The organism is Bradyrhizobium sp. MI1.10 (assembly GCF_055811035.1).
Window position 1 is genome coordinate 8,832 of record NZ_JBVVPN010000016.1, and the last position, 21,401, is coordinate 30,232.

22 protein-coding genes are annotated in these 21,401 nt (G+C 64.2%); 9 read left to right on the forward strand and 13 right to left on the reverse strand.

What is annotated here, in order from left to right; all coding sequences use genetic code 11:
- Positions 1 to 195: 195 nt before the first annotated feature.
- The 4 genes from tsaA to AC0L3K_RS18050 all read right to left on the reverse strand — a co-directional run bounded on the left by tsaA (position 196) and on the right by AC0L3K_RS18050 (position 2,871).
- On the reverse strand, positions 196 to 687 hold the full coding sequence (gene tsaA, locus AC0L3K_RS18035; RefSeq protein WP_473366550.1) for a tRNA (N6-threonylcarbamoyladenosine(37)-N6)-methyltransferase TrmO: 492 nt from the start codon (positions 685 to 687) through the stop codon (positions 196 to 198).
- A gap of 31 nt (positions 688 to 718) precedes the next feature.
- Entirely contained in the window at positions 719 to 1,069 is a 351-nt protein-coding gene (locus AC0L3K_RS18040; RefSeq protein WP_007603256.1) for an AzlD domain-containing protein, read from the reverse strand.
- Positions 1,066 to 1,806, reverse strand: a complete 741-nt coding sequence (locus AC0L3K_RS18045; protein ID WP_035994751.1) for an AzlC family ABC transporter permease — start codon at positions 1,804 to 1,806, stop codon at positions 1,066 to 1,068. The genes AC0L3K_RS18040 and AC0L3K_RS18045 overlap by 4 nt, the downstream gene beginning before the upstream one ends.
- A 117-nt stretch (positions 1,807 to 1,923) precedes the next feature.
- Positions 1,924 to 2,871 (reverse strand): lytic transglycosylase domain-containing protein, encoded by a 948-nt coding sequence (locus tag AC0L3K_RS18050; protein WP_007603254.1) that lies wholly within the window; start codon positions 2,869 to 2,871, stop codon positions 1,924 to 1,926.
- Between the two features lie 114 nt (positions 2,872 to 2,985).
- Between AC0L3K_RS18050 and AC0L3K_RS18055 the strand changes: the two genes are divergently transcribed.
- The gene (locus AC0L3K_RS18055; protein WP_007603253.1) at positions 2,986 to 4,026 is read left to right on the forward strand and encodes a TRAP transporter substrate-binding protein; all 1,041 of its coding nucleotides are present in this window, start codon (positions 2,986 to 2,988) and stop codon (positions 4,024 to 4,026) included.
- 55 nt (positions 4,027 to 4,081) lie between these two features.
- Here the strand turns inward: AC0L3K_RS18055 and AC0L3K_RS18060 are convergent, their stop codons facing one another.
- Both AC0L3K_RS18060 and AC0L3K_RS18065 read right to left on the reverse strand, forming a co-directional pair.
- Complete coding sequence (locus AC0L3K_RS18060; protein WP_007603252.1) at positions 4,082 to 4,282, reverse strand: hypothetical protein; 201 nt, start codon at positions 4,280 to 4,282, stop codon at positions 4,082 to 4,084.
- A 77-nt stretch (positions 4,283 to 4,359) separates the two neighbouring features.
- Positions 4,360 to 4,656, reverse strand: a complete 297-nt coding sequence (locus tag AC0L3K_RS18065) for a hypothetical protein (protein ID WP_473366551.1) — start codon at positions 4,654 to 4,656, stop codon at positions 4,360 to 4,362.
- 232 nt (positions 4,657 to 4,888) lie between these two features.
- Between AC0L3K_RS18065 and AC0L3K_RS18070 the strand changes: the two genes are divergently transcribed.
- Positions 4,889 to 5,527: an HAD family hydrolase gene (locus AC0L3K_RS18070; protein ID WP_473366552.1), complete on the forward strand. Its 639-nt coding sequence runs from the start codon at positions 4,889 to 4,891 to the stop codon at positions 5,525 to 5,527.
- A 5-nt stretch (positions 5,528 to 5,532) separates the two neighbouring features.
- Here the strand turns inward: AC0L3K_RS18070 and AC0L3K_RS18075 are convergent, their stop codons facing one another.
- Positions 5,533 to 6,573: a phenylacetaldoxime dehydratase family protein gene (locus tag AC0L3K_RS18075; protein ID WP_219684920.1), complete on the reverse strand. Its 1,041-nt coding sequence runs from the start codon at positions 6,571 to 6,573 to the stop codon at positions 5,533 to 5,535.
- 26 nt (positions 6,574 to 6,599) lie between these two features.
- Positions 6,600 to 7,616 carry a carbon-nitrogen hydrolase family protein gene (locus AC0L3K_RS18080; protein WP_007603247.1) on the reverse strand — a complete coding sequence of 339 codons (1,017 nt, stop codon included), beginning with the start codon at positions 7,614 to 7,616 and terminating at the stop codon, positions 6,600 to 6,602.
- Positions 7,617 to 7,812: 196 nt separating this feature from the next.
- On the opposite strand from AC0L3K_RS18080, the gene AC0L3K_RS18085 reads away from it, so the two are divergent.
- Positions 7,813 to 8,769: an AraC-like ligand-binding domain-containing protein gene (locus AC0L3K_RS18085; protein WP_354128544.1), complete on the forward strand. Its 957-nt coding sequence runs from the start codon at positions 7,813 to 7,815 to the stop codon at positions 8,767 to 8,769.
- 24 nt (positions 8,770 to 8,793) lie between these two features.
- Here the strand turns inward: AC0L3K_RS18085 and AC0L3K_RS18090 are convergent, their stop codons facing one another.
- Both AC0L3K_RS18090 and AC0L3K_RS18095 read right to left on the reverse strand, forming a co-directional pair.
- Positions 8,794 to 9,696 carry an amino acid ABC transporter substrate-binding protein gene (locus AC0L3K_RS18090; RefSeq protein ID WP_219684917.1) on the reverse strand — a complete coding sequence of 301 codons (903 nt, stop codon included), beginning with the start codon at positions 9,694 to 9,696 and terminating at the stop codon, positions 8,794 to 8,796.
- A 19-nt stretch (positions 9,697 to 9,715) separates the two neighbouring features.
- Positions 9,716 to 11,038, reverse strand: a complete 1,323-nt coding sequence (locus tag AC0L3K_RS18095) for an aspartate aminotransferase family protein (RefSeq protein ID WP_354128543.1) — start codon at positions 11,036 to 11,038, stop codon at positions 9,716 to 9,718.
- Between the two features lie 220 nt (positions 11,039 to 11,258).
- On the opposite strand from AC0L3K_RS18095, the gene AC0L3K_RS18100 reads away from it, so the two are divergent.
- The 5 genes from AC0L3K_RS18100 to AC0L3K_RS18120 all read left to right on the forward strand — a co-directional run bounded on the left by AC0L3K_RS18100 (position 11,259) and on the right by AC0L3K_RS18120 (position 15,703).
- The gene (locus AC0L3K_RS18100; protein WP_473366553.1) at positions 11,259 to 12,164 is read left to right on the forward strand and encodes a LysR substrate-binding domain-containing protein; all 906 of its coding nucleotides are present in this window, start codon (positions 11,259 to 11,261) and stop codon (positions 12,162 to 12,164) included.
- Positions 12,165 to 12,281: 117 nt separating this feature from the next.
- The gene (locus AC0L3K_RS18105) at positions 12,282 to 13,307 is read left to right on the forward strand and encodes an aldo/keto reductase (RefSeq protein ID WP_219684914.1); all 1,026 of its coding nucleotides are present in this window, start codon (positions 12,282 to 12,284) and stop codon (positions 13,305 to 13,307) included.
- A gap of 86 nt (positions 13,308 to 13,393) precedes the next feature.
- Positions 13,394 to 13,555, forward strand: a complete 162-nt coding sequence (locus AC0L3K_RS18110) for a hypothetical protein (RefSeq protein ID WP_197031132.1) — start codon at positions 13,394 to 13,396, stop codon at positions 13,553 to 13,555.
- Between the two features lie 147 nt (positions 13,556 to 13,702).
- Positions 13,703 to 15,124 (forward strand): MFS transporter, encoded by a 1,422-nt coding sequence (locus AC0L3K_RS18115; protein WP_354128542.1) that lies wholly within the window; start codon positions 13,703 to 13,705, stop codon positions 15,122 to 15,124.
- Between the two features lie 129 nt (positions 15,125 to 15,253).
- Entirely contained in the window at positions 15,254 to 15,703 is a 450-nt protein-coding gene (locus AC0L3K_RS18120; RefSeq protein WP_473366554.1) for a PEGA domain-containing protein, read from the forward strand.
- Between the two features lie 122 nt (positions 15,704 to 15,825).
- Here the strand turns inward: AC0L3K_RS18120 and clpA are convergent, their stop codons facing one another.
- Both clpA and clpS read right to left on the reverse strand, forming a co-directional pair.
- A complete protein-coding gene (clpA, locus tag AC0L3K_RS18125) occupies positions 15,826 to 18,231 on the reverse strand; it encodes an ATP-dependent Clp protease ATP-binding subunit ClpA (RefSeq protein ID WP_473366555.1) in 2,406 nt (801 codons plus the stop codon).
- A 284-nt stretch (positions 18,232 to 18,515) separates the two neighbouring features.
- Positions 18,516 to 18,848, reverse strand: coding sequence for an ATP-dependent Clp protease adapter ClpS (clpS, locus tag AC0L3K_RS18130; protein ID WP_018455182.1), 333 nt, complete (start codon positions 18,846 to 18,848; stop codon positions 18,516 to 18,518).
- A gap of 492 nt (positions 18,849 to 19,340) precedes the next feature.
- Here clpS and AC0L3K_RS18135 point away from each other — a divergent pair, with 492 nt between their 5' ends.
- A complete protein-coding gene (locus AC0L3K_RS18135; RefSeq protein ID WP_473366556.1) occupies positions 19,341 to 20,642 on the forward strand; it encodes a vWA domain-containing protein in 1,302 nt (433 codons plus the stop codon).
- A gap of 76 nt (positions 20,643 to 20,718) precedes the next feature.
- Here AC0L3K_RS18135 and AC0L3K_RS18140 read toward each other — a convergent pair whose 3' ends face one another.
- On the reverse strand, positions 20,719 to 21,057 hold the full coding sequence (locus AC0L3K_RS18140; protein ID WP_219684910.1) for a phasin family protein: 339 nt from the start codon (positions 21,055 to 21,057) through the stop codon (positions 20,719 to 20,721).
- Positions 21,058 to 21,401: the final 344 nt, after the last annotated feature.

Here is a 21,401-nt window from a genome sequence, read left to right on the forward strand (position 1 = left end):
CGGGGGGCGCCACCCCCCCCCCCCCCGGGGCGGCCCCCCCCCCCCCCGCCCCACCCCCCCCCCCCCCCCGCGCCCCCGCCCCCCCCCCCCCCGGGGCGCGGGCCGGGGGGCCCCCGGCCCCGGGCGGCCGCCACCCCAAACCGGGGACCGTTCCCGCATTCCGCTTCGCTCCATGCGGGCTACGATGACCGCCTCTTACTCCGTCTGGAAATCCCCCGGCTGCGGCGCGGCCAGTGGCGTGAACTCGCAGCGATCCGGTTTGATGTCGATCAGCGGCGTGTTGTCGAGGCAATCGAGCCCGCGCACCAGAATCGCGTTGCCCTCGATGCCGACCAGCTTCACGATCGACGTCCCGATCGGATTGGGGCGCACCGGCGAGCGCAGCGAAAACGTGCCGCGGGTCTTTTCGTTGTTCTTCGGGCTTTGCAGGACGATGTCGCGGCGCGACTTGTCGAGCCAGTAGAGCACTTCGAGATTGCTGTAGAAATCGACACCTTTGATCGCCGGCACGAATGGCTCGAAGACGTCGAGCCGGCATATCGGGCCGTCATGCCGGCCCTGCCGCGGGGTCTCCAGCCGCGAGCTCCAGGGCGTGCGGATGCGGCCGATAAAGACGAGGCCGGCATCCTGCGTCGGCGGCAGCTCGATGGAGACTTCACCCTCGCGGAGCTCGTTTTCGCGAACCATATTTCCAAATCCCTGCTGTTCGCCGGCAGTTTTAGCCCAACCACCACTTGCCGGCCAGCATGAAGACTTCGCCCGCGACCACGCCCGCGAAGATCGAGCGGCGGGTCAGCAGGAAGACGACGAGGCCGGCGCCGACCGCACCGTAGCGTAAGGCATCGGGCACGCTCGCAAGCGCCCCAGGCGGCTCGACCACGATCTGGGCGATGACGCCGGCCAGGATCGCGGTGGCGACCGCCCGTACCCAGACCAGAAGCTCGGAGCCTTCGTCGATGCCGCCGCCGAACCACAGGCCCAGCATGCGCCATATCTGGTTGGGAACAACGCCGGCGACGAACAGCACCGCCAGCGCGTGCCAGTCGCCAATGAGCTGCGCAAAACTCATGCACGCACCTCCCGCCACCAATGCACGCCATAGGCGATGGTGCCGGCCACGAGGCCGCTGACGAGGATGTCGAGTCCGGAGTTCATTTTCGCGGCCAGCGGATACAGCAGAACCCCTAGCGCAAGTGCGACGACATCGGCGACCTCGCGGCTGTTGCGTGCGGTCGAGAACAGGAAGGACAGCGGCGTCAGCAAAAGGATCGCCGCCCCAAGCGTCTGGGTCAGATTCGCAGCAAGGAAATAGCCGACCGTGTTGGCGGTGAGACACACCGAGACAAGACCGAAGCCAAGTCCGTTGACGAAGGCGATCCGGCGTTCACGCGGCACCTGCGGCAGGAAGCGATGGCATTCGACCCACAGTGTCACTGCAGTGAGATGCGCCGCGAAAAACAGCTCGCGCCGTTTCGTCGTCGGCGTGCGCATCAGCGGCAGCACCGAGACCACCATCGGAAACAGGCGAATGGCGCTGACGGTGACCGCGATCGCCGACTGGATGACCGTCGCGCCGGAGCCGAGCGTGGTGATCAGGATGATCTGCGCCGGACCTGCCCAGACGAACAGCGTCGAGCAGAGCGCCCAGAGCAGGCTGAAATGGGTGTCGTGGGCGAGCGCGCCAATGCCGAGATAGGTCGCGAACAGGACGAGGGTGAGGATCGTCTGCGTGATCGAGCGCAGTCCCCACGCAAAGGCGCGCCAGGGACTTTGCCATTGAGGTGAATCGAGCGGAGGAAGCGCCACGGGAGTCTTGGCCGGGTGAGGAATCGTGCCTGCATAACGGGCAATACGGCGGCGGGCGTCAAGAAAGCGCGCGGCGGGGCTGGCATGCACGCGTGGTTGCCATTCGGGGCGCGTCCCCTACCCGCTCACACCGCGGTTCTTCAGCACGAAGCATGCCCCGCCCGCCTTGCGGATGCGACCGCAGAGTTCATCCGCCTCGCTCCGCGTATCGGCGCCGATGCGCACCTGGTAGAAGGCGCGCGTGCCTCGGCTGCGCATCACTGAGCTCAGCAGGCTCGGATCACGTTCGCCGATCACGGCGCCCAGCCGCGTGACCGCGCGGGAATACATAGCCAGTGCCCGGTTGCGGTCAAAGCCCGCGGCGAGCTGCACGCCCCAGATTTTTGCGGCCGCCAGCTCCACATGCTGTTCGAGCTCGGCGACGAAAGCATTTGGCGCGCGCTTCAAAAGCGCCATCAGATCGCGGCAGCTCGTCGGTGGCGCGCTCGGCGGACCCTTGCCCGTTGCGCCTGCCTTGGCCCAGGCATCGATGCTGGTGCCAGTGATGGCAAGAACGTAATTGCGGGTCTGCTCCGGCATGCTGCCGGTGCCGGCGAGCCATTCCTGCACCCGGCGCGGCCCGGCATTGTAGGCGGCCGCCGCCAGGCCGAGATTGCCGAACTGGTTGCGCAGCTCGTTCAGGAATTCCGCCGACTTCGGCAGCGCCTGCACCGGATTGAAGGGATTGAGCAGCCCGCGCTCGCTCGCGGTGCCCGGCATGAATTGCGCGATCCCCTGCGCGTGTTCGCCGCTGCGCGTCATGGGCCCCACCGCATCGGCCTGGAAGCGGCTCTCCTGCCAGATCACGCGGGCGAAGAACTCCAGCGGCAGATTGGCATCGCGCGCCGCGGCCTCGACGATCAGGCAGATCGATTCCCGCGTATCGCTCTCGCGCGCATCCGCGGGCTTCGCCGGCTGCACAGCGAGTTCTTCGACGCTGGGGACGGCGACGTCGGTTTTGGCGGGCGAACTGTCCCACGCAACAACCTGTGTCGCCGAGACAAGCAGCGCTGGGATGATGCACATCGCAATCTGCACCCATCGCGTGCAGGCATGACGGTGGCGCGCCTCGGCGCGGCATGCGACAGTGTGATCTGCCATGTTGTGGCATCGTGCCATGGTTCGACGAGTTGCCAATATATGCTGCCTGACCTGCTTCTCCCAATGCGTTACCCCGCCAAACGGATCCGCGCGATCCTTGTCCTCGCCGCATTCATCCTGGGCGTCGCGCCAGCCGCCGCGCAGGTGACGTCCCAAGTCACCTCTCAAGTCAATTGGCGGATGACCACGGAATACCCTGAGAATAACATCTCCGGGATTGGACTCGCGACCTTCGCAAGCCGCGTCTCCGACCGTACCCACGGTTTCGTGACCGTGACGAACGCCTTCGATAACCAACTCAAGATCAACTCGGGCGAGATGCCGCGCGCGGCGCTGGACGGCCGGATCGCGGGCGGCGATGCCTTCGCGGGCGCGCTCTCGGGCCTCGACCCTGTGTTCGGATTGTCCACCCTGCCCTTTCTCGTGCAATCGGTCGACATCGCCCGCGCCACCAATCTGCGGGCGCGCCCGCTCTACGAAAAAGCACTCGCTGCGCGCGGCCTCAAGCTGCTCTATGTGACGATCTGGCCGGCCACGGGCCTGTGGTCGGAACGGTGGCTCGAAGGTGCCGACGACCTGCCGAAACTGAACTTGCGAACCTATGATGCCAATTCCACCGAGGTCATGCGCGCGGCCGGCGCGAACGCGCAATTCCTGCCGATGGACGCGGCGCTCGCCGGACTGAGGGAACACCGGCTGAATGCCTTCCTCACCTCCGGCGACGGCGGTGCGGGGCGCAAATTGTGGGACTTTCTGCCGCATTTCACGGCCATCAACTACGCGATGCCGATCTCGATCGCCTTCGTCCGCAGCGACGCCTTTGCCGAACTGTCCGAACCGATGCAGCGCGAGGTGCTGGCCGCGGCGGCCGAGACAGAACAGAGCCAGCTCGCGCTACTGACCCACCGCACCATCGAGAACTATGCGCGCATGCGCGACAATGGCGTCCATATCGCCGAGCCGGCGCCCGCGTTCCTTGTCACGGAGCTGCGGAAGGCAGCAAAGGACGCGATCGCCGCCTGGGGAACCCGGGCAGGCGCGGAGGCGACCGCAATCGTCGAATGGGCGAGACAGCAATGAGGGAGTGGTAGCGGAATCTGCAATCAACGTCCTGCCGGTGTCGCTGCCTACCGCCCTAGTTCTTGACCGGACCCGGGATTTCGCCCCGGATGGCGCGGTCGAGGGCATCGATCAGCGCCTGGATCTCGATGAACTTGTTGCGCGCTCGCTCGGCCGTGTCGCGCACAAACGGAGCGGCCAGCACTTTCGCATGCGCATCCCTGTCCTCGATCATGCGATCACGGGCCTTCTTCAGAGTTTCAAGTCGCTCGCTCATCCGGCCTCTCCTGAAAAAAATCGTCCCGATCTCTCGTCCGGATTCGCCATTAACAAGACGCGGCGAACGAGCAACCCTCAACAGCCGCGGCAGATGTTCTTCAGCTTCGCTGCGGTTCTGGCCTCTTCCGCCACGAACGGGTCCTTGTAAGCACCACGGGACCCATCGTTCTCCGCAGCAGCGGGCTTTCTTTTTTTTGGAGGAAACGCAGCATCGTAGCAGGCGAGACGTCCGCTCGTGCTTTCGATCGCCCGGCAGTCCGGCCCTGCCGCGACAGCGCCTTGCGAAAGTGTGCCAAGTATCAATATGGCAAGCATCAATGCGACGAGAAGCGCTCTCCGGCGGATCCAGTCGACCAGACGAAATCGAGTCATACACGCTCCTGCTTAGTCGGCGGGAGCGCTGGTGACCCTCAGTCACCGGTCGATGCCAATGGAAGGCGGTGATGGCGCGACTCTACGCTTCCCTCCCGCGAATAGCGAGCTTTAAGGGATACGCGGTATCAAGAAGGCGATTTTCGGCCTGACAATGGTTGCGCGTTTGCCTTGGTCCGTGGCCTCGTTTAGGTCAAGCAATAGGCGGCGGTATCAACACAGGCGTGGCGACATGGTTACAATCTATTTCGATCTCGACGGCACGCTGACCGACCCGAAGCCCGGGATCACGCGCTCGATCCAGTATGCCCTGGAGCGGCTCAACGTCGCGGTGCCGAGCGAGGACAAGCTGACCTGGTGCATCGGCCCGCCGCTGCATGCCAGCCTGCAAAAGCTCACGGGCAGCGCGGAACTCGCCGACCGGGCGCTGCTGCTCTATCGCGAGCGCTTCAGCGATGTCGGCCTGTTCGAGAACGAAGCCTATGCCGGCATCGTGGACACGCTGACAACGCTTGCCGCGACAACACCGCGCATGTTCGTGGCGACCAGCAAGCCCGCGGTCTACGCCACCCGTATCGTCGAGCATTTTGGCCTGAAACCGTATTTCGAGCGCGTGTTCGGTTCCGAGCTCGACGGCACGCGCGTCGACAAGCGCGACCTGCTGCGCTACGCGCTCGACGAAGCCAGGGTCGATCCCGCCAGCGCGATCATGATCGGCGACCGCAGCCATGACGTGGTCGGCGCCCGCACCAACGGCATGACCGCGATCGGCGTGCTCTATGGCTACGGCAGCGAGGCCGAGCTGCGGGACGCCGGCGCGCATCACATCTGCGCCGCGCATTCGGAGCTGCTCGGTCACTGCGTGGTCTAGGTCCATCAAGCGCTGACGGTCTCTACCGCCGCCAGCATGCCGGTCCTGGTGTGACAGTTCAGATACTCGAAGAACTGCTCGTCTGCAGCCGCCACAGTGACCTCGTGATAGAGCCGCAGTTTTGCTGAAGGGCCGAGCGTCGACAGGTACTTCATCGCGGCGCCGAATATCCTGACGTGGGTCGGATGCGATTCCGCCCACCGCTCCAGCGCCGCCAGGCTCTTCCACCAGCTTTGACCATAGGACTTTTCACTCGCGCTCCCGTCGGCTGCCAGCACGCCCATGTAACGGTTGGCGTAGCAGCCGATGCCGAGGCCCTCATCGCGCAGGAAATCCATGCCCTCGCGCAACACCGGTTCGACGTCGTCGAGATAGAGCTTTCGCTCCGAGGTCTCGGTATCGCTCCAATCCTGGCCTGATCGGATCAGGCAGAGATTGTCGTGCGCCTGCACGCGCAGCCGCGCGCCGTCGCGGATCAATTCGGGATTGCCGCCCGGCGACATTGGATCAGTCTGCGACAGCGGGATGCGATCACGCATGCCGCCCCAATAGGCGTGCTCCTGCACCTCGCCGCTCATGCCGCCGGCGATAGCGGCGACGCCCTCCGGCCGGCCGAGCGAGGAAAACAGCGTCTCGTGCCGCGCCACCGTGGGGCGCAGCACCTCGATGAAAGTGCCGATGCCCTCGCGCTGCGTTCCGGTCCAGGCCTCGCGCGCCGGTGCAAACCATTTGTCGAACCGCGCAATGTCGTCCCAATAGGCCACCGAGACGACGTTCTCGTAACCGGCCTGATCAACGTATTGCGCGCGGTCCCAATGCGAGGGCCTGCCTTCCGCGGCAAACCGTTCCGCGATGTCGGCGAGCGCGTCGGTCGCAGCCGCCGGCGCCGTGCCGCGATATTGAAGGCCGAAATAGGCCATCACGACCCGGTTCACCGCAGGCTTATAGCGCGCCACGAAGGACGGGTATGGCGGCTGGTAATCGTCCGGCACGCGCTTGTGGCGCGTGCGCGGGGTCTCGAGATGCAGAGGAATTGCGGATTCCATGAGCGTGCCTCCCTCGATTCCGGCGATCAGCTCGCCGCCGCGGCGATGTCCGTGGGCTCGACGGTGTCGACCGGCAGCGCAAACTGCTCGACGCGCTGGTAGCGCTTCTTGTTGAGCAGGAGCCGCGTCACGTCGGGGCGCGAATAATGCCCGGCTGGATCAGCGGCGTTCTTGGCGACACCGATGGCGCCAAGATCGATCTCGGCGATCAAGAGGCCCTCCTGGTCCGGCGCGAGCTTATCGCCGATCTGGCTGCCGTCGGGACCATAGATCGCAGCGAAGCCACCGCCGGCATGCAACAGCGCATGCTTGTCCGGTCGATCACATAGCTCGTCGATCATCGCTTGCGAGACCGTTGCGCAAGGGGCAAGCACGAAGCAGGAGCCCTCCACGGCATAGACGCGCGAGGCGGCGTTATTCACCTCGGCGCCGAGCGCCGGCGCGAACGGATCGTAGAGCGAAAAGCTCGGCCAGGCCGCGACATGGACCTGCTCGTTCTGGGCATACATCGCGTATTTCGACAGCGGCTGGAGATGCTCCCAGCAGCACAGTGCGCCGATGCGGCCGATGTCGGGGCGCGCATGCACGGCGAGATCGCTGCCGTCGCCCTCGCCATAGACCGTGCGCTCGGCATGGGTCGGCCGCAGCTTGCGGCGCTTTGCGATGGTCTCGCCATCCGGCCCGATCAGCCATTGCGCCAGATAAAGACTGCCGCCGTCGCGCTCGGACAGGCCGAGCACGGCAGTGAGCTTGGCCTTGTGCACGGCGTCGCGCAGCCGCTCGGCCTGCGGACTGTCATAAGACAACGAATTGTCGAAATAGCGCTGCACGAAGCCGCGGCCGATCGCCCAGGCCGGGGAATCCATCCAGATGTGCCAGGGGTAGCCGGGGATGAAGGCTTCCGGAAAGGCGATCAGCTTTGCGCCCTTCTCGGCGGCGTCCCTGATCAGGGCGATCGACTTGTCGATCGAGGCGTCGAGATCGAGCCAGGCAGGCGCCGCCTGCACCACCGCGACCTTGTATTTCGGATGTTCGATGCCCATTCCCACCTCCCTTGCCGGTTGATCGGAAGCCAGGTCCGATGCAGTCTATTTGACCAAGCCGGGACGGCGGGCGCTCGACCGCGGCGGAACAAAAACTCGACCGGACGGGATTCGCCGACCCGGTACGGGATTTGCCTTTCAGGCGGGACCTGCGCCGACACGCGATATTGCGGGATGTGAAAGGGAGGCTTTGCAGATGCCGATCCAGTTCACCACAGACGACAGCCCAGGCCACCGCCGCCTTGCGCTCTGGCAGGATATTGTCTGCGACGTCTTTGTCGGGCTCGACTGCAAGTCCGATCTTGGCAGCGCCTTTCGCGGCTCGGTCACCCGGGCGCCACTGGGCAAGGCGGAATGCTCCGAGGTCTGTTCCGACCGTCAGCACGTGTTGCGCACGCCCTCGCGCATCGCGCGCTCGGATCAGGATTTCATCCTGATCGCGCTCGGCAATCGCGGCACCGGCGGCGTGGTGCAGGACGGCCGCGAGGCCGTGGTGCACCCGGGAGAGTTTGCGCTCTATGACACCACCCGGCCCTACGAGCTGAAATTCGACGGCATCTTCACGCAGACCATCTTCAAGGTGCCGCGCGAGATGCTGCAGCGCCGGCTCGGCGCGACCGAAACCCTAACCGCCAGCGCTTTCGGACCAGACTCGGCACTGCAGAGGATCGCCTACGATTTCATCTACCGGCTTTGCCAGAGCGCGGATCAGATCGATCCGCACCACGCCGCCGCGCTGTCGGAACAGGCCGTCGATGTCCTGGCGATGGCGCTGGGCGAGCGGCTAGGCAAGACGCCGCTGCCGTCCTCGACCCATCGCTCCGCCCTGCTCTACCGATTGAAGGCGCATATCCGGGCTCATCTTGCCGATCCCGACCTCTCGCTGTCCGAGACCGCAGCGGCGCTCGGCATTTCGTCCCGCTATGTCAACGATCTCCTCGCCGACGAGGAAACCTCGTTCCAGCGCTACGTCCTCGGTGAGCGCCTCGCTCAATGCAGACGCGATCTCGTCTCCCCCGTGCTCGCTCACCGCCACATCAGCGAGATCGCCTTCGCCTGGGGCTTCAACGACCTCTCGCATTTCGGCCGCGTCTTCCGCGAGCATTTCGGGATGTCACCGCGCGACTACCGGCAGAGCCAGTCGCGGCATTGACGTAAGGTCTACCGAGAGCGTCGCCTACGGCACAAGCGCATCGCTGGGAGATGCGACGCGGGCCTTCATCGCTTCGCTCATGGGAAGCTGGAGGTTCTCCCCTTTCGGCGGAATCGGCGACTCGAACCACTTCGCGTAGAGCCTCCCGAATTCACCGGACGCCATCTTCTCCTTGATCGCGGCATCGACGACGGCCTTGAACTCGGGATCTTCCCTGCGGGTCACTAGCCCATAGTAAGAAGGCGCATAGGTGGCCGCCAACATCCGGAAAGCCCTGGGATCCGAGGCGTTCGCGACGAGACCGGCAACCAGGATATCGTCCTCGAACCACGCCGTGGCGCGACCCGTTCCCAGCATGAGGAGCGACTCGGCGTGGTCCTTGGCCTGCACGATCGTCACATTCAGCTTCTGGTCATCGAGGAGCTTCTTGGCGACCCCGAAATTCAGCGAGCCCTGCGTGATGACGACCGTCTGCCCGTCAAGTCCTTTCGGCTCCATCAGCTGCGACGAGGCCGACACCAGCCAGCGCGGCGATGCCACATAGGTCGCAACGGAGAACGCCACCTGCTTTTGCCGTTCGGCCGTATTGGTCGTGCTGCCGCACTCGACGTCGATGGTACTGTTCTGGAGCAGCGGGATGCGATTGGACGCATTCACCGGAACGTATTCGACCTCCAGCTCAAGCCGCTGCAACATGACCTTGACCTTGTCGGCCACTGCGGCACAGAGGTCGAGCGAGAGCCCGGTCGGTTTCTGATCTGCTCCGAGATAGGCGAACGGAATCGACGCCTCGCGGTAGCCGAAGCTGATCTTGCCGACCTCCCTGATCTTTTCCAAAGTCTGACTCGCCGCTTGCGCGGCCCCCATCTCGAGTAGCGCCAGTGATGCGGCGGCAATGGCGAGCTTCGGCGCGTGTACGCGGATCATGTCAGCCTCCAACCAGTTGCTAAGCAGTGGGATTTCGCGACAGCTCGTCGAGACTTTCTCTCAAAGCCCGATCAAGGATCTCAACGGCGCGGTCGATCTCCTCGGTCGAGACGGTCAACGGCGGCGCGATACGCCACACCGATCCGCGCTCGGGGCGGCGGCGGATGTTCATGCTCAGCCCGTACTCGAAGCACTTCTTCGTGGTGAGGCCGCCAAGCTGGTGGGCTGGGCGTCGGCTGTTGCAATCGCTGACCAGCTCGACGCCAAGCAGAAGGCCCATGCCTCTGATGTCGCCGATCTGCTCGTATTTCTGCTGGAGCCCTTCGAACCGGCCTCGCAGGTAGGCTCCCATCTCGTTGGCGCGTGCGACAAGTTTCTCCTCAGTGATCACGCGCAGCACCGCGAGCCCGACCTCGGCAAGCAAGGGATCGGACACGTGGCTGGTGTAATAGGTAAAGTGATCCTCGTGGAGCTTGCTCTCGATCGCCTCGGTGGTCGACACCGCCGCAAGCGGAAGCCCACCGCCGAGCGTCTTCGACATAGTCATGATGTCCGGAACGACCCCGAAATATTCGGATCCGGTCTTCTTTCCGATACGCCCGAAAGCAGTCTGGGCCTCGTCGAAGATCAGCAGCATGCCGCGCTCATCGGCCGCCTTTCGCAGGGCCTCCATGAACGCCTTCGGCGGCACCAGCACGCCGCCGGCGCTGATCACGGGCTCCGCGATGATCGCAGCACCCCTCCCGCTCGACTGCATGTCGAACATTTTCAGGGCGAGTTCGAGATTGGCGAGCGCAGACTCGTCATCGCTGCCCTTCGAGATGTAGGGCCGGTAGGCGTTCGGCTCCGGGATGACGAACACGCCGGGCGGCGGCACGCCATATCCCTTGCGGTCGCTCGCCATCGAGACCGAGGCCGCTCCGCCGGTGATGCCGTGCCACGAGCCGCCGAGAACGAGCACCTCGTAGCCGCCCGTGTACATCTTGGCCATCCGGAGCGCGACTTCGGTTGCTTCTGAACCGGTATTGATGAAGATCGAGCGTTTGAGATCGCCGGGCAGCCAATCCCTCGCCAGCACCTGGGCGAGCTCGGCGACCACTTCGGGGATCATCCCGCTGAAGAGATGGAAGGCCTTCTTTCCCGCGTTCTCCACCGCCGCGACGATGGCTGGATGGTTGTGGCCGATGGTGGCGCACATCTGGCCCGAGGTGAAATCGAGATAGTCGCGCCCATCGCTGTCGGTCACGATCGTCCCCTTCGCCGAGGTGAAGAGGTTCGGAAACACGTCTCCGCCATAGCGGACGAGGAATTCGTCGGCGGCCTGTTTCAGCGCTGAAGTCATGGGTTCTCCTCGGGCAAGCGGCAACGCCGCACAGCCGTGCGGTGTGGCGATGCACTCGCCGTTGTCGGGTCGGTCTTTTGGGGCACGAAGCTGTTGCTTCAGGGCGTTTGCGGTACAAGAATTGCCTGAGCAACAGATAAATTCGTACCGGGCAGACATGATGGGCGCCAGTTCAAAAAACTCAGCAGCCGATGAAGCGGGGTCAACACCGCGGTCGAGAATGCCGCCGCTCAAGGCGCTGTCGGCATTCGAAGCCGCTTCGCGCCACGGCAGCTTCAGCCGCGCCGCAGAGGAGCTCGGCGTTACGCCCTCCGCGATCAGCCACCACATCCAGAAGTTGGAGGATTTCCTCGGCGTTCGTGTTTTTTCGCGGCACGCCGGCCGCGCGGTGCTCACCAATGCCGGTCGCGTCTATGCCGCCGAGATCGAGCGCGCATTTGGAATGATCAAGGGCGCGACGCGGCTGGTCGCGCCGCAGTCGCAGCGCAATCATCTGTTCATCGCGAGCGGCCCGAGCTTTGCCGCCAAATGGCTTCAGCCGCGGATCGGGAATTTCATCGGCGAGCATCCGGAGATCGGGATCAGGCTGTCAACTATCGCCGACTTGCGCGAGCTCGATACCATTCGCTTCGATCTCGCCATCGCCTATGGACGCCCGCCCGTCCTCAACGACCGGCAGATCGAGCCGCTCCTGGCTGAGCGTCTGCGTCCGCTCTGTAGCCCGCTTCTGATCGAGCAACTCGGACTTCACGAGCCCGGCGATCTTGCCCGGGCCACCTTGATTCATTCGTCGAACGCGCTGACCTGGACCGACTATCTGCGAAAGGTCGTCGGCACGACGATCAAGGCACGCCACGAATTGTGGTTCGATCGATCCACCATGGCCATCGACGCCGCGGTCGAAGGTCTCGGCGTCGTCCTGGAGAGCGAGATTCTCGCCGCCGACGAGCTGGAAAAGGGCACCCTAGTCGCGCCGTTCCATCAGCCCCAATTCGAGGTCGAGACCGTGTCTTATTATCTGGTGCGGTCCTCCGAGGCCAAAGGCCGCAGCCATGTCGACGCGTTCGAAGCCTGGCTGCGCGCGAAGATCACGGCTGCGAATTTGAAGGGGACAATCGTGGCGTAACGCGTGCGGCCCCAGCAGAGCCGCTATGTGAGCACGCAATAGGACACTGCGCGTGCTTGCTCTACCATCGGCACCAGGCCGCGGGGATCAATCAGCGGCCAGCCGAGGAGCAAATCGATGGAATACCGACGCTTGGGCCGCTCGGGCCTGATGGTACCCGCCTTGAGTCTTGGGACCGGTACCTTCGGCGGCGTTGGCCGCCTCGCTGCATGGGGCACGACTGACGCGACCGAAGCGCGGCGCCTTCTGGATATCTGTCTCGATGCCGGCGTGTCGATGTTCGACACCGCGAACGTCTATTCGCTCGGCGAATCCGAGCGCGTTCTCGGCGAAGCCATCAAGGGCCGCCGCGACAAGGTTTTGGTCTCGACCAAGGCGACGTTCCGCTTCGGCGACGGCCCCAACGACATCGGGTCGTCGCGGCAGCATCTGCTCACAGCCATCGATGCTTCGCTGAGCCGGCTCGGCACCGATTACATCGACCTGTTCCAGCTTCACGGCTTCGACGCCTTCACCCCTCCTGAGGAGGTGCTTAGCACGCTCGACGTGCTCGTGCGCGCCGGCAAGATCCGCTACGTCGGCGTGTCGAACTTTTCGGGCTGGCACCTGATGAAATCGCTTGGCGTTGCCGACAAGCATGGCTTCCCGCGCTACGTCGCCAACCAGACCTATTATTCACTGATCGGGCGCGACTACGAATGGGAGCTGATGCCGCTCGGCCTCGACCAGGGCCTCGGCGCGGTGGTCTGGTCGCCGCTCGGGTGGGGACGCCTCACCGGAAAGATCCGCCGCGGCCAGCCAAAGCCTGACGTAAGCCGCTTGCCCAAAACGGCCGAGTTCGGCCCACCCGTGCCGGACGAGCACGTCTACCGCGTCGTCGATGCGATCGACGAGGTCGCCAAGGAAACGGGCAAGAGCGTCTCGCAGATCGCGCTGAACTGGCTGCTACAGCGTCCGACCGTCTCGACGCTGATTATCGGCGCGCGCAACGAGACGCAGCTGCGCGAAAATCTCGGCGCGGTCGGCTGGTCGTTGACCAAGGACCAGATCGCCAAGCTCGATACGGCGAGCAAGGTGACGCTGCCCTATCCTTACTGGCACCAGCGCACGGCCTTCACCGACCGCAACCCGCCGCCGGTGTAGCGACCGCGCGCGGCGCAGTCCGGCTTGAGCTGCATCAATCCGGCCCGCGCCGACAGTGGCATCGTGCGCTCCCGCGAGGCCGCCCGATGCGCCGATTTGCCATGAAGGCCCTGTTCACCGCTCTCAATCTCAACCGCGCCGAGCGGAGCGGGATCGATTGGGACCGCACCATCCGGATCGTCTCGACCGCGGTGACGGTTGGGCTCGTCGCGCTCTATGTTTTCGGGAAGTCGACCTCGCGCTGGTGAGCCGCGAGGGCTGTGCGGACCCATGCCCGCGGTGCCGGGAGACCCGCGCCCGGCGCAGGAACCGCCCGTATCCTGCCGGGTTGCGATGCATCTCGCAATTTCCTAATCCGGAGACGAACCACGGCTCGAATCAAGCCCGCCGCCATCATGTCGCCAGCCCCCATGGAGCACGCCGACGGCCTGCCGCAGCCGCAGCGTGGCCAGGCGGTCCTGACGATTGCGCTCGGCATCATCATGGCAGTGGTCGACAGCGCCATCGCCAACGTCGCGCTGCCGACGATCGCGGCCGACCTCGATGCAAGCCCGGCGTTCTCGATCTGGATCGTCAACGGCTACCAGCTCGCGATCACGATCTCGCTGCTGCCGCTGGCTTCGCTCGGCGAGATCGTCGGCTATCGCCGCGTCTATCTGGTCGGGCTGGTGCTGTTCACGCTTGCCTCCGCATTCTGCGCGCTGGCGCACACGCTGCCGCTCCTCACGATTGCACGCATCGTGCAGGGGTTCGGCGCGGCCGGCATCATGAGCGTCAACGCGGCGCTGGTGCGCTTCACCTACCCCCGCAGCCAGCTCGGCCGCGGCATCGGGCTCAACGCCCTCGTCGTCGCCTTCTCGGCTGCGGTCGGCCCGACGCTCGCGGCCGGCATCCTGGCGTTCGGCAGCTGGCCCTGGCTGTTCGCCATCAATGTCCCGCTCGGCGTGGCGACACTGGTGCTGGGCTTGCGCAGCCTGCCGCACACCAGGCCTGCGAGCCATTCCTTCGACTGGCAGAGCGCGGGGCTGTCCGCGATCACTTTCGGCGTCGGCATCGCGGCCGTCGATAGCGTCGGTCATGGCGAAGCGGCGATCACCTGCCTCGTGCAGTTCGCCATCGCGCTCGTCGCCGGCGCACTGCTGATCTACCGCGAGACCCACATGGCCTCGCCGCTGCTGCCGATCGACCTGTTGCGCATCCCGGTGTTCGCGCTGTCGATTGCAACCTCGATCGCCTCGTTCTGCGGGCAGATGCTGGCCTTCGTCGCGATCCCCTTCTACCTCCAAAGCCGCTTCGGCTATTCGGCGGTGCATATGGGTCTCCTGATCACGCCGTGGCCGATCGCGGTCGCGTTCGCAGCACCCCTCGCCGGTCGCCTGGTCGAGCATTACCCGGCAGGCCTGCTCGGCGGCATCGGCCTCACGCTGTTCGCCTGCGGCCTCGCTGCGCTCGCCTTGCTGCCGGCGGCGCCCACGCCGCTCGATGTGATCTGGCGGATGGCGCTGGCCGGCGCCGGCTTCGGCCTGTTCCAGACCCCCAACAACCGCACCATGATCGCAGCCGCCCCGCGCGAGCGTGCCGGCGGCGCCAGCGGCATGCTGGGGACGGCGCGGCTGCTTGGGCAGACCACCGGCGCAGCGCTGGTCGCGCTGTTCCTCGGCCGCTATCCGATCGAGGGAACCAGGATCGCGTTGCTGACCGGCGTCGGCTTCGCGCTCTGCGGCGCGGCGCTGAGCATGTTGCGGCTGTCGCCCGCGGGCGCGCGCGGCGCCGAGCATGTTCGTGTGCAGGACGACCAGCGCCTGCGCGGTGACTAGCCGAGCCCACGCGCACGCTACCACCCTTCCTATACACAACCGGTGCGTAGCTTAACTATCTGAACCAATGACGTATTGCCCTCCCGCTGTGGTTGCGCTTCAATGGCGTCGGGGAATAAGGGGCACTTCATGCGATCATTTGGAATTGTGGCGCTCAGCGTCATGCTGGGCGGCTGCGCGTCTGTCACGCGCGGCACGACCGAAAATATCAGCATCTCATCAACACCGTCAGGCGTGGAAGCAATTGTCAGCGGAATGGAAGTTCCAACCACCTGCACCACGCCCTGCTCAGTGGTCGTCAAACGCAGCGCCGACATCTCGATTGCCTTCCAGAAGGAAGGCTATGAACCGCAGGTCGTTCCGCTCAGCCGAGACATACAGACCGGCGGAGCCGCCGGCTTTGCGCGCAATCTCTTGCTCGGCGGCGTCGTCGGCATGGGCGTCGATGCAGCGACCGGGGCGGCAACCGATCACAAGCCGAATCCGGTTATTGTAACCATGCAGCCCTCTGTCCCGCACGCAGCGCCGCGCGCTCCGAAAAAGCCGCGGCCGCCCCGCGCGCCGGAGGCTGGGACGTAAGGTCGGCACGACGGGATCGGCTACCTGAGCCTAGTTCCTGCCCGGCCCCGCCACGAGGCAACATCCAGCGCCAAACAAAAGGCCGGCTTCTCAGCCGGCCTTTTCAATTCATCGCGTGCAGATCAAACCTTGACCAGCGGGCTCTTGGTCGGCCCCTTCGAGCCGCCGGGGCCACCGGGCTTGGACTTGCCCGGCGGGCGCTTGCGGGCACCCGGGAGCTTCTCCTGCTTCGGCGTGACCGGACCCTCGACGAACTCGAAGCCGATCTTGTCCTTGCTCTCGTCGGCCTCGTCCTTGATCAGAACGACGCGGACATGGCCGCCACCCTTGAGCTTGCCGAACAGCACCTCGTCGGCCAGCGGCTTCTTGATGTGCTCCTGGATCACGCGAGCCATGGGACGTGCGCCCATCTGCTCGTCGTAACCATGCTTCACCAGCCAGGTCTTGGCGGGCTCGGACAGCTCGATGGTGACGTCGCGATCGCCGAGTTGCGCTTCGAGCTGAAGCACGAACTTCTCGACCACCGTACCGATCACCTCGACGCTGAGATGGCCGAACGACACGACGGCATCGAGACGGTTGCGGAATTCCGGAGCAAACTGCCGGTTGATCGCCTCGTGGTCGTCGCCTTCCCGCTTCGAACGCGTGAACCCGAACGCCTGCTTGGCGAGATCGGACGCGCCCGCATTCGTGGTCATGATCAGGATCACGTTGCGGAAGTTGACCTGCTTGCCGTTGTGGTCGGTGAGCCGGCCGTGATCCATGATCTGGAGCAGCACGTTATAGAGATCGGGATGCGCCTTCTCGATCTCGTCGAGCAGCACCACGCAATGCGGATGCTGGTCGACGCCGTCGGTGAGCAGGCCGCCCTGATCGAAACCGACATAGCCGGGAGGCGCGCCGATCAGGCGCGACACGGTGTGCCGCTCCATGTATTCGGACATGTCGAAGCGCAACAGCTCGACGCCGAGCGACGCCGCGAGTTGCTTTGCGACCTCGGTCTTGCCGACGCCGGTCGGACCCGAGAACAGATAGCAGCCGATCGGCTTCTCCGGCTCGCGCAGGCCGGCTCGCGCCAGCTTGATCGAAGCGGCGAGCGATTCGATCGCCTTGTCCTGACCGAACACGGTGCGCTTCAGGGTCTGCTCGAGATGCTTGAGCACCTCGGCATCGTCCTTCGACACGCTCTTCGGCGGGATCCGCGCCATCGAAGCGATCGTGGTCTCGATCTCCTTGATGCCGATGGTCTTCTTGCGCTTGTTCTCGGCGACCAGCATCTGCGCCGCGCCGGATTCGTCGATCACGTCGATCGCCTTGTCCGGCAGCTTGCGGTCGTGGATGTAGCGCGAAGAGAGCTGCACCGCAGCCTCGATCGCCTCATTGGTGTATTTCAGCCGGTGGTAATCTTCGAAGTACGGCTTGAGTCCCTTGAGGATTGCGATTGCGTCCTCGACCGTCGGCTCGTTGACGTCGATCTTCTGGAAGCGCCGCACCAGCGCGCGGTCCTTCTCGAAGTGCTGGCGGTATTCCTTGTAAGTGGTCGAGCCCATGCAGCGGATGGTGCCGGAAGCGAGCGCGGGCTTGAGCAGGTTCGAGGCATCCATCGCCCCGCCCGACGTCGCGCCCGCACCGATCACGGTGTGGATCTCATCGATGAATAGGATGGCGTTGGGATGCGCCTCGAGTTCCTTCAGCACCTGCTTCAGGCGTTCCTCGAAGTCGCCGCGATAGCGCGTACCGGCGAGCAGCGTGCCCATGTCGAGCGAGAACACGGTCGCAGCCGCCAGCACCTCCGGCACTTCGCTGTCGACGATGCGCTTGGCCAGGCCCTCCGCGATCGCGGTCTTGCCGACGCCGGCCTCGCCCACGAACAGCGGATTGTTCTTCTGCCGGCGGCACAACACCTGGATCGCGCGGTTGATCTCGGAATTGCGTCCGATCACCGGATCGATCTTGCCGTCGCGCGCCTTCTTGTTGAGGTTGACGCAATAGATCTCGAGCGCCTCGCCCTTCTTCTTGGCGTCGTCGCTGCCCTTGGTCTCGGTCTCTTCGTCGACGCCGCGCACGGGGCGTGCCTCGGAGACGCCCGGTCGCTTCGCGATGCCGTGGCTGATGTAGTTGACGGCGTCGTAGCGCGTCATGTCCTGCTCTTGCAGGAAATACGCGGCATGACTCTCGCGCTCGGCAAAGATCGCGATCAGCACGTTGGCGCCGGTCACCTCTTCGCGACCGGACGACTGCACGTGGATTACCGCGCGCTGGATCACGCGCTGGAAACCTGCGGTCGGCTTGGCGTCGTCGGCGCCGTCCGTCACCAGGTTCTCGAATTCGGTCTCAAGATAATTGACGAGGCTCGTACGGAGCTTGTCGAGGTCGACGCTACAGGCGCGCATGACGGCGGCTGCATCGGAGTCGTCGATCAGGGAGAGCAAAAGATGCTCGAGCGTCGCGTATTGGTGATGACGCTCGTTTGCGATCGCCAGTGCACGATGCAGGGATTGTTCAAGGCTTTGGGAAAAAGTCGGCATTCGCGTCCTCTATGGCCCCCACCATCATGATCGCCATCGCCCGGTCAGGCAACAACAACCTTTGTCACATATAGTTATACAAGATCGCGGCGAAAGACCGGTTCCGCGACTCAGGCGGCTGCACAGCTGCGGTATTTTTCGATGCAAAACCCGTTCCGGTTTGGCACGATCGGCACCGGTCCGAAATTCCGTAGTTTTGCCGTCTGCAACGAACATCGCTCGCAGACATCACGCGGCAATCACACTGCGACATGCACAAGAACCGGCTTCAAACGCGCCGTGTCTTACTTCTTTTCCATCACGCATTGCAGCGGATGCTGGTGCTTGCGAGCGAAATCCATCACCTGCGTCACCTTGGTCTCGGCGATCTCGTAGGTGAACACGCCACACTCCCCGATCCCGTGATGATGTACGTGCAGCATGATCTTGGTTGCGGCCTCGGCGTCCTTCTGGAAGAATTTCTCCAGCACATGAACGACGAATTCCATCGGCGTGTAGTCGTCGTTCAGGATCAGCACACGGTACAGGTTCGGCCGCTTCGTCTTCGGCTTGACCTTGGTGATGACGGACGTGTTTGGCGCGGAGGGACCGCCCGAACGGTTCTCGTCGTTGCTCATCAGCGGAGCGTGGGCGTGGGCGGCGGCGGCCGCGGACGGATCTGGTCTGGAAGACAGTTGCGGCATGGCTCAGGCGTTCAAATTCCCCACGGAAGCGTATGGCGGTTCGCCGCGCAGCCCCGGCCTTCGGAGCTTCGCACAGGCGCACCGCCTTGTTGGATCGCCGCTTCCAGCCGGTCCGGTCCAAGCCGGATCGGCTTCACCGAATATGGGCCTGCCCCCGGCTCGCCGCAAGCGTGCGACAGCTGGGTCGATGCGGCCCCGGCGGTCCCGATTCCCGGTCCGGGCGATCCTCACCAAGGTTAATCAATCCGGACTGATTTGACAAAAGCTTCCGCCCCGCCGGTTTAGAAGATGTTGACCAGGAACCCGGCCGGTAACGCGGCTGCGGCGGCTTCGCGCGGGTTATCTCCGGTTTTCTACGGACCCATTTACCTGCCTTCAATGGCGTGGCGCGAAAACGGGCAAAGTCACAGATTTCCGGGAATCGTCATGTCTAGCCTGCCCCTCGTCAGCCGTATTGTTGGTCGACACCTCTCCCGGTTTGCAGCGGCCGAACAAGGCAATATCGCCGTGATCTTCGCTATCGCGCTGCTCCCAGTTCTAGGCTTCGTCGGAGCTGCAATCGATTACAGTCGCGCGGCCCAGGCTCGTTCCGCAATGCAGGCGGCCCTCGATTCGACCTCGCTGATGGTCTCCAAGGATCTGTCGTCCGGCACCATCACGACCTCGCAGATCAGCACCAAGGCGCAGGCTTATTTCAACGCCCTGTTCACCGCCACCAGCTCCCTGCCGTCGGTCAGCATCGCGGCCACTTACACCGCAAGCACCAGCATGGGCTCCACCATCCAGGTCACCGGCACCGGCACCTACACGACCACCTTCATGAAGGTCGCAGGTTTCCCGACACTCGACGTCGGCGCCGATTCCACCAGCGCCTGGGGTCTGGTGCGCATGCGCGTGGCCTTGGTGCTCGACAACACGGGGTCGATGGCGGACGACGGCAAGATGGCGGCGATGCAGACCGCCGCGAAGAGCCTCGTCGACCAGCTCAGCCCGCTCGCCAAGACCGATGGCGACGTCTACATCTCGATCGTTCCGTTTGCCAAGGACGTCAACGTGGGTGCCAGCAACTACAACAAGTACTGGGTCGATTTCACCGATTGGGACGCGGCCCGCGGCACCAGGTCCGCCAACCACAACAGGTGGACGGGATGCGTGGTCGATCGCGACCAGGACTACGACACCAAGAACACGACGCCCACGAGCGGCAACGCGGGAACGCAGTTCCCGGCCGAACAGTACTCCTACTGCGACACCGGCAGTTCATCCTATCTGCAGCCAATCATGCCGCTGAGCTACGACTGGAGTTCACTCAAGAGCCGGATCGACGCCATGAAGCCCACCGGTAACACCAACCAGGGCATTGGCCTCGCCTGGGGCTGGATGACGCTGTCGACCGGCGATCCCATGAACGCGCCGGCCAAAGACGCCAACTACACCTACAAGGACGCGATCGTGCTGCTCTCCGACGGTCTCAACACGCAGAACCGCTGGTACGGCAACACTTGGCAAATCGACGCGCGGCAGAAGAAACTGTGCGACAACGCCAAGGCGGCGAACATCACGATCTATACGGTGCAAGTGAACACCGGGAGCGATCCGACGTCCAGCGTACTGCAATATTGCGCGAGCGGCACCGACAAGTTCTATCTGGTGACGAAGGCAGATCAGACCGTCTCGGTGTTCAAGGACATCGGCACGTCGCTGTCCAAGCTGCGCGTGGCGCGCTGAGATCGACACGCCACGACAAACAAAAAAAAGCCCGGCTGCTTCAGCCGGGCTTTTGATTCCAGGACGTCAGGAAACGTTAGCTGGCGGCCGGAGTGAACTTCGACACGATGGTCTCGACCGGCTTGAACGCCTGCTTGGCGAGGTCGCCGTAAAGGCCTGCGATCTTCTGCGATTCCGCGACGAAGGACTCGTAGGCGGAACGGGCGAATTCGGTCTGCGCTTCGACGGCCTTGTCCAGCGACTTCACGCCGGAAAGCTTCTCGACGAAGGACTTGGTGTCTTCGAACGACTTCTTGGTGTAGTCGCCGTAGGCGCTGGCGATCGCCTGAAGGCCGTGCTGCATCGAGGTCGCGGAGGCGACGTACTGCTCGAAGTGCTCTTTCCCGTAGCCTTGAAAGTCTTCAACCTTGAACATTCGGAATCCTTTTCCCTAGCTCTCGTCGGGAAGCCCCGGCTCCCTGACTCTGCTCACAATTAGTGCAACGCACAAAAAAGTCAAGAATTTTGTGCGTCGCACAAATTACATACAAAATTCGCCGCGATTCCCGGGGTTTCCCGCAATGGTTCCTTAAGCTTTTGGAAACCGCAGCGCCCTACCTTGATTCCCTGGACGTGTTCTACTTCCACAAGCGGCCAAAAGCCGTTGGAGAACATCACCTTAGCCAGAACAGCGGCTCAGGCCCAACGTCACCCGCGGCCAACACCTGCGGAGGACAGCCTGAGCAGGTAATGATCCAGGGTCCCATGGGCACAATTTCG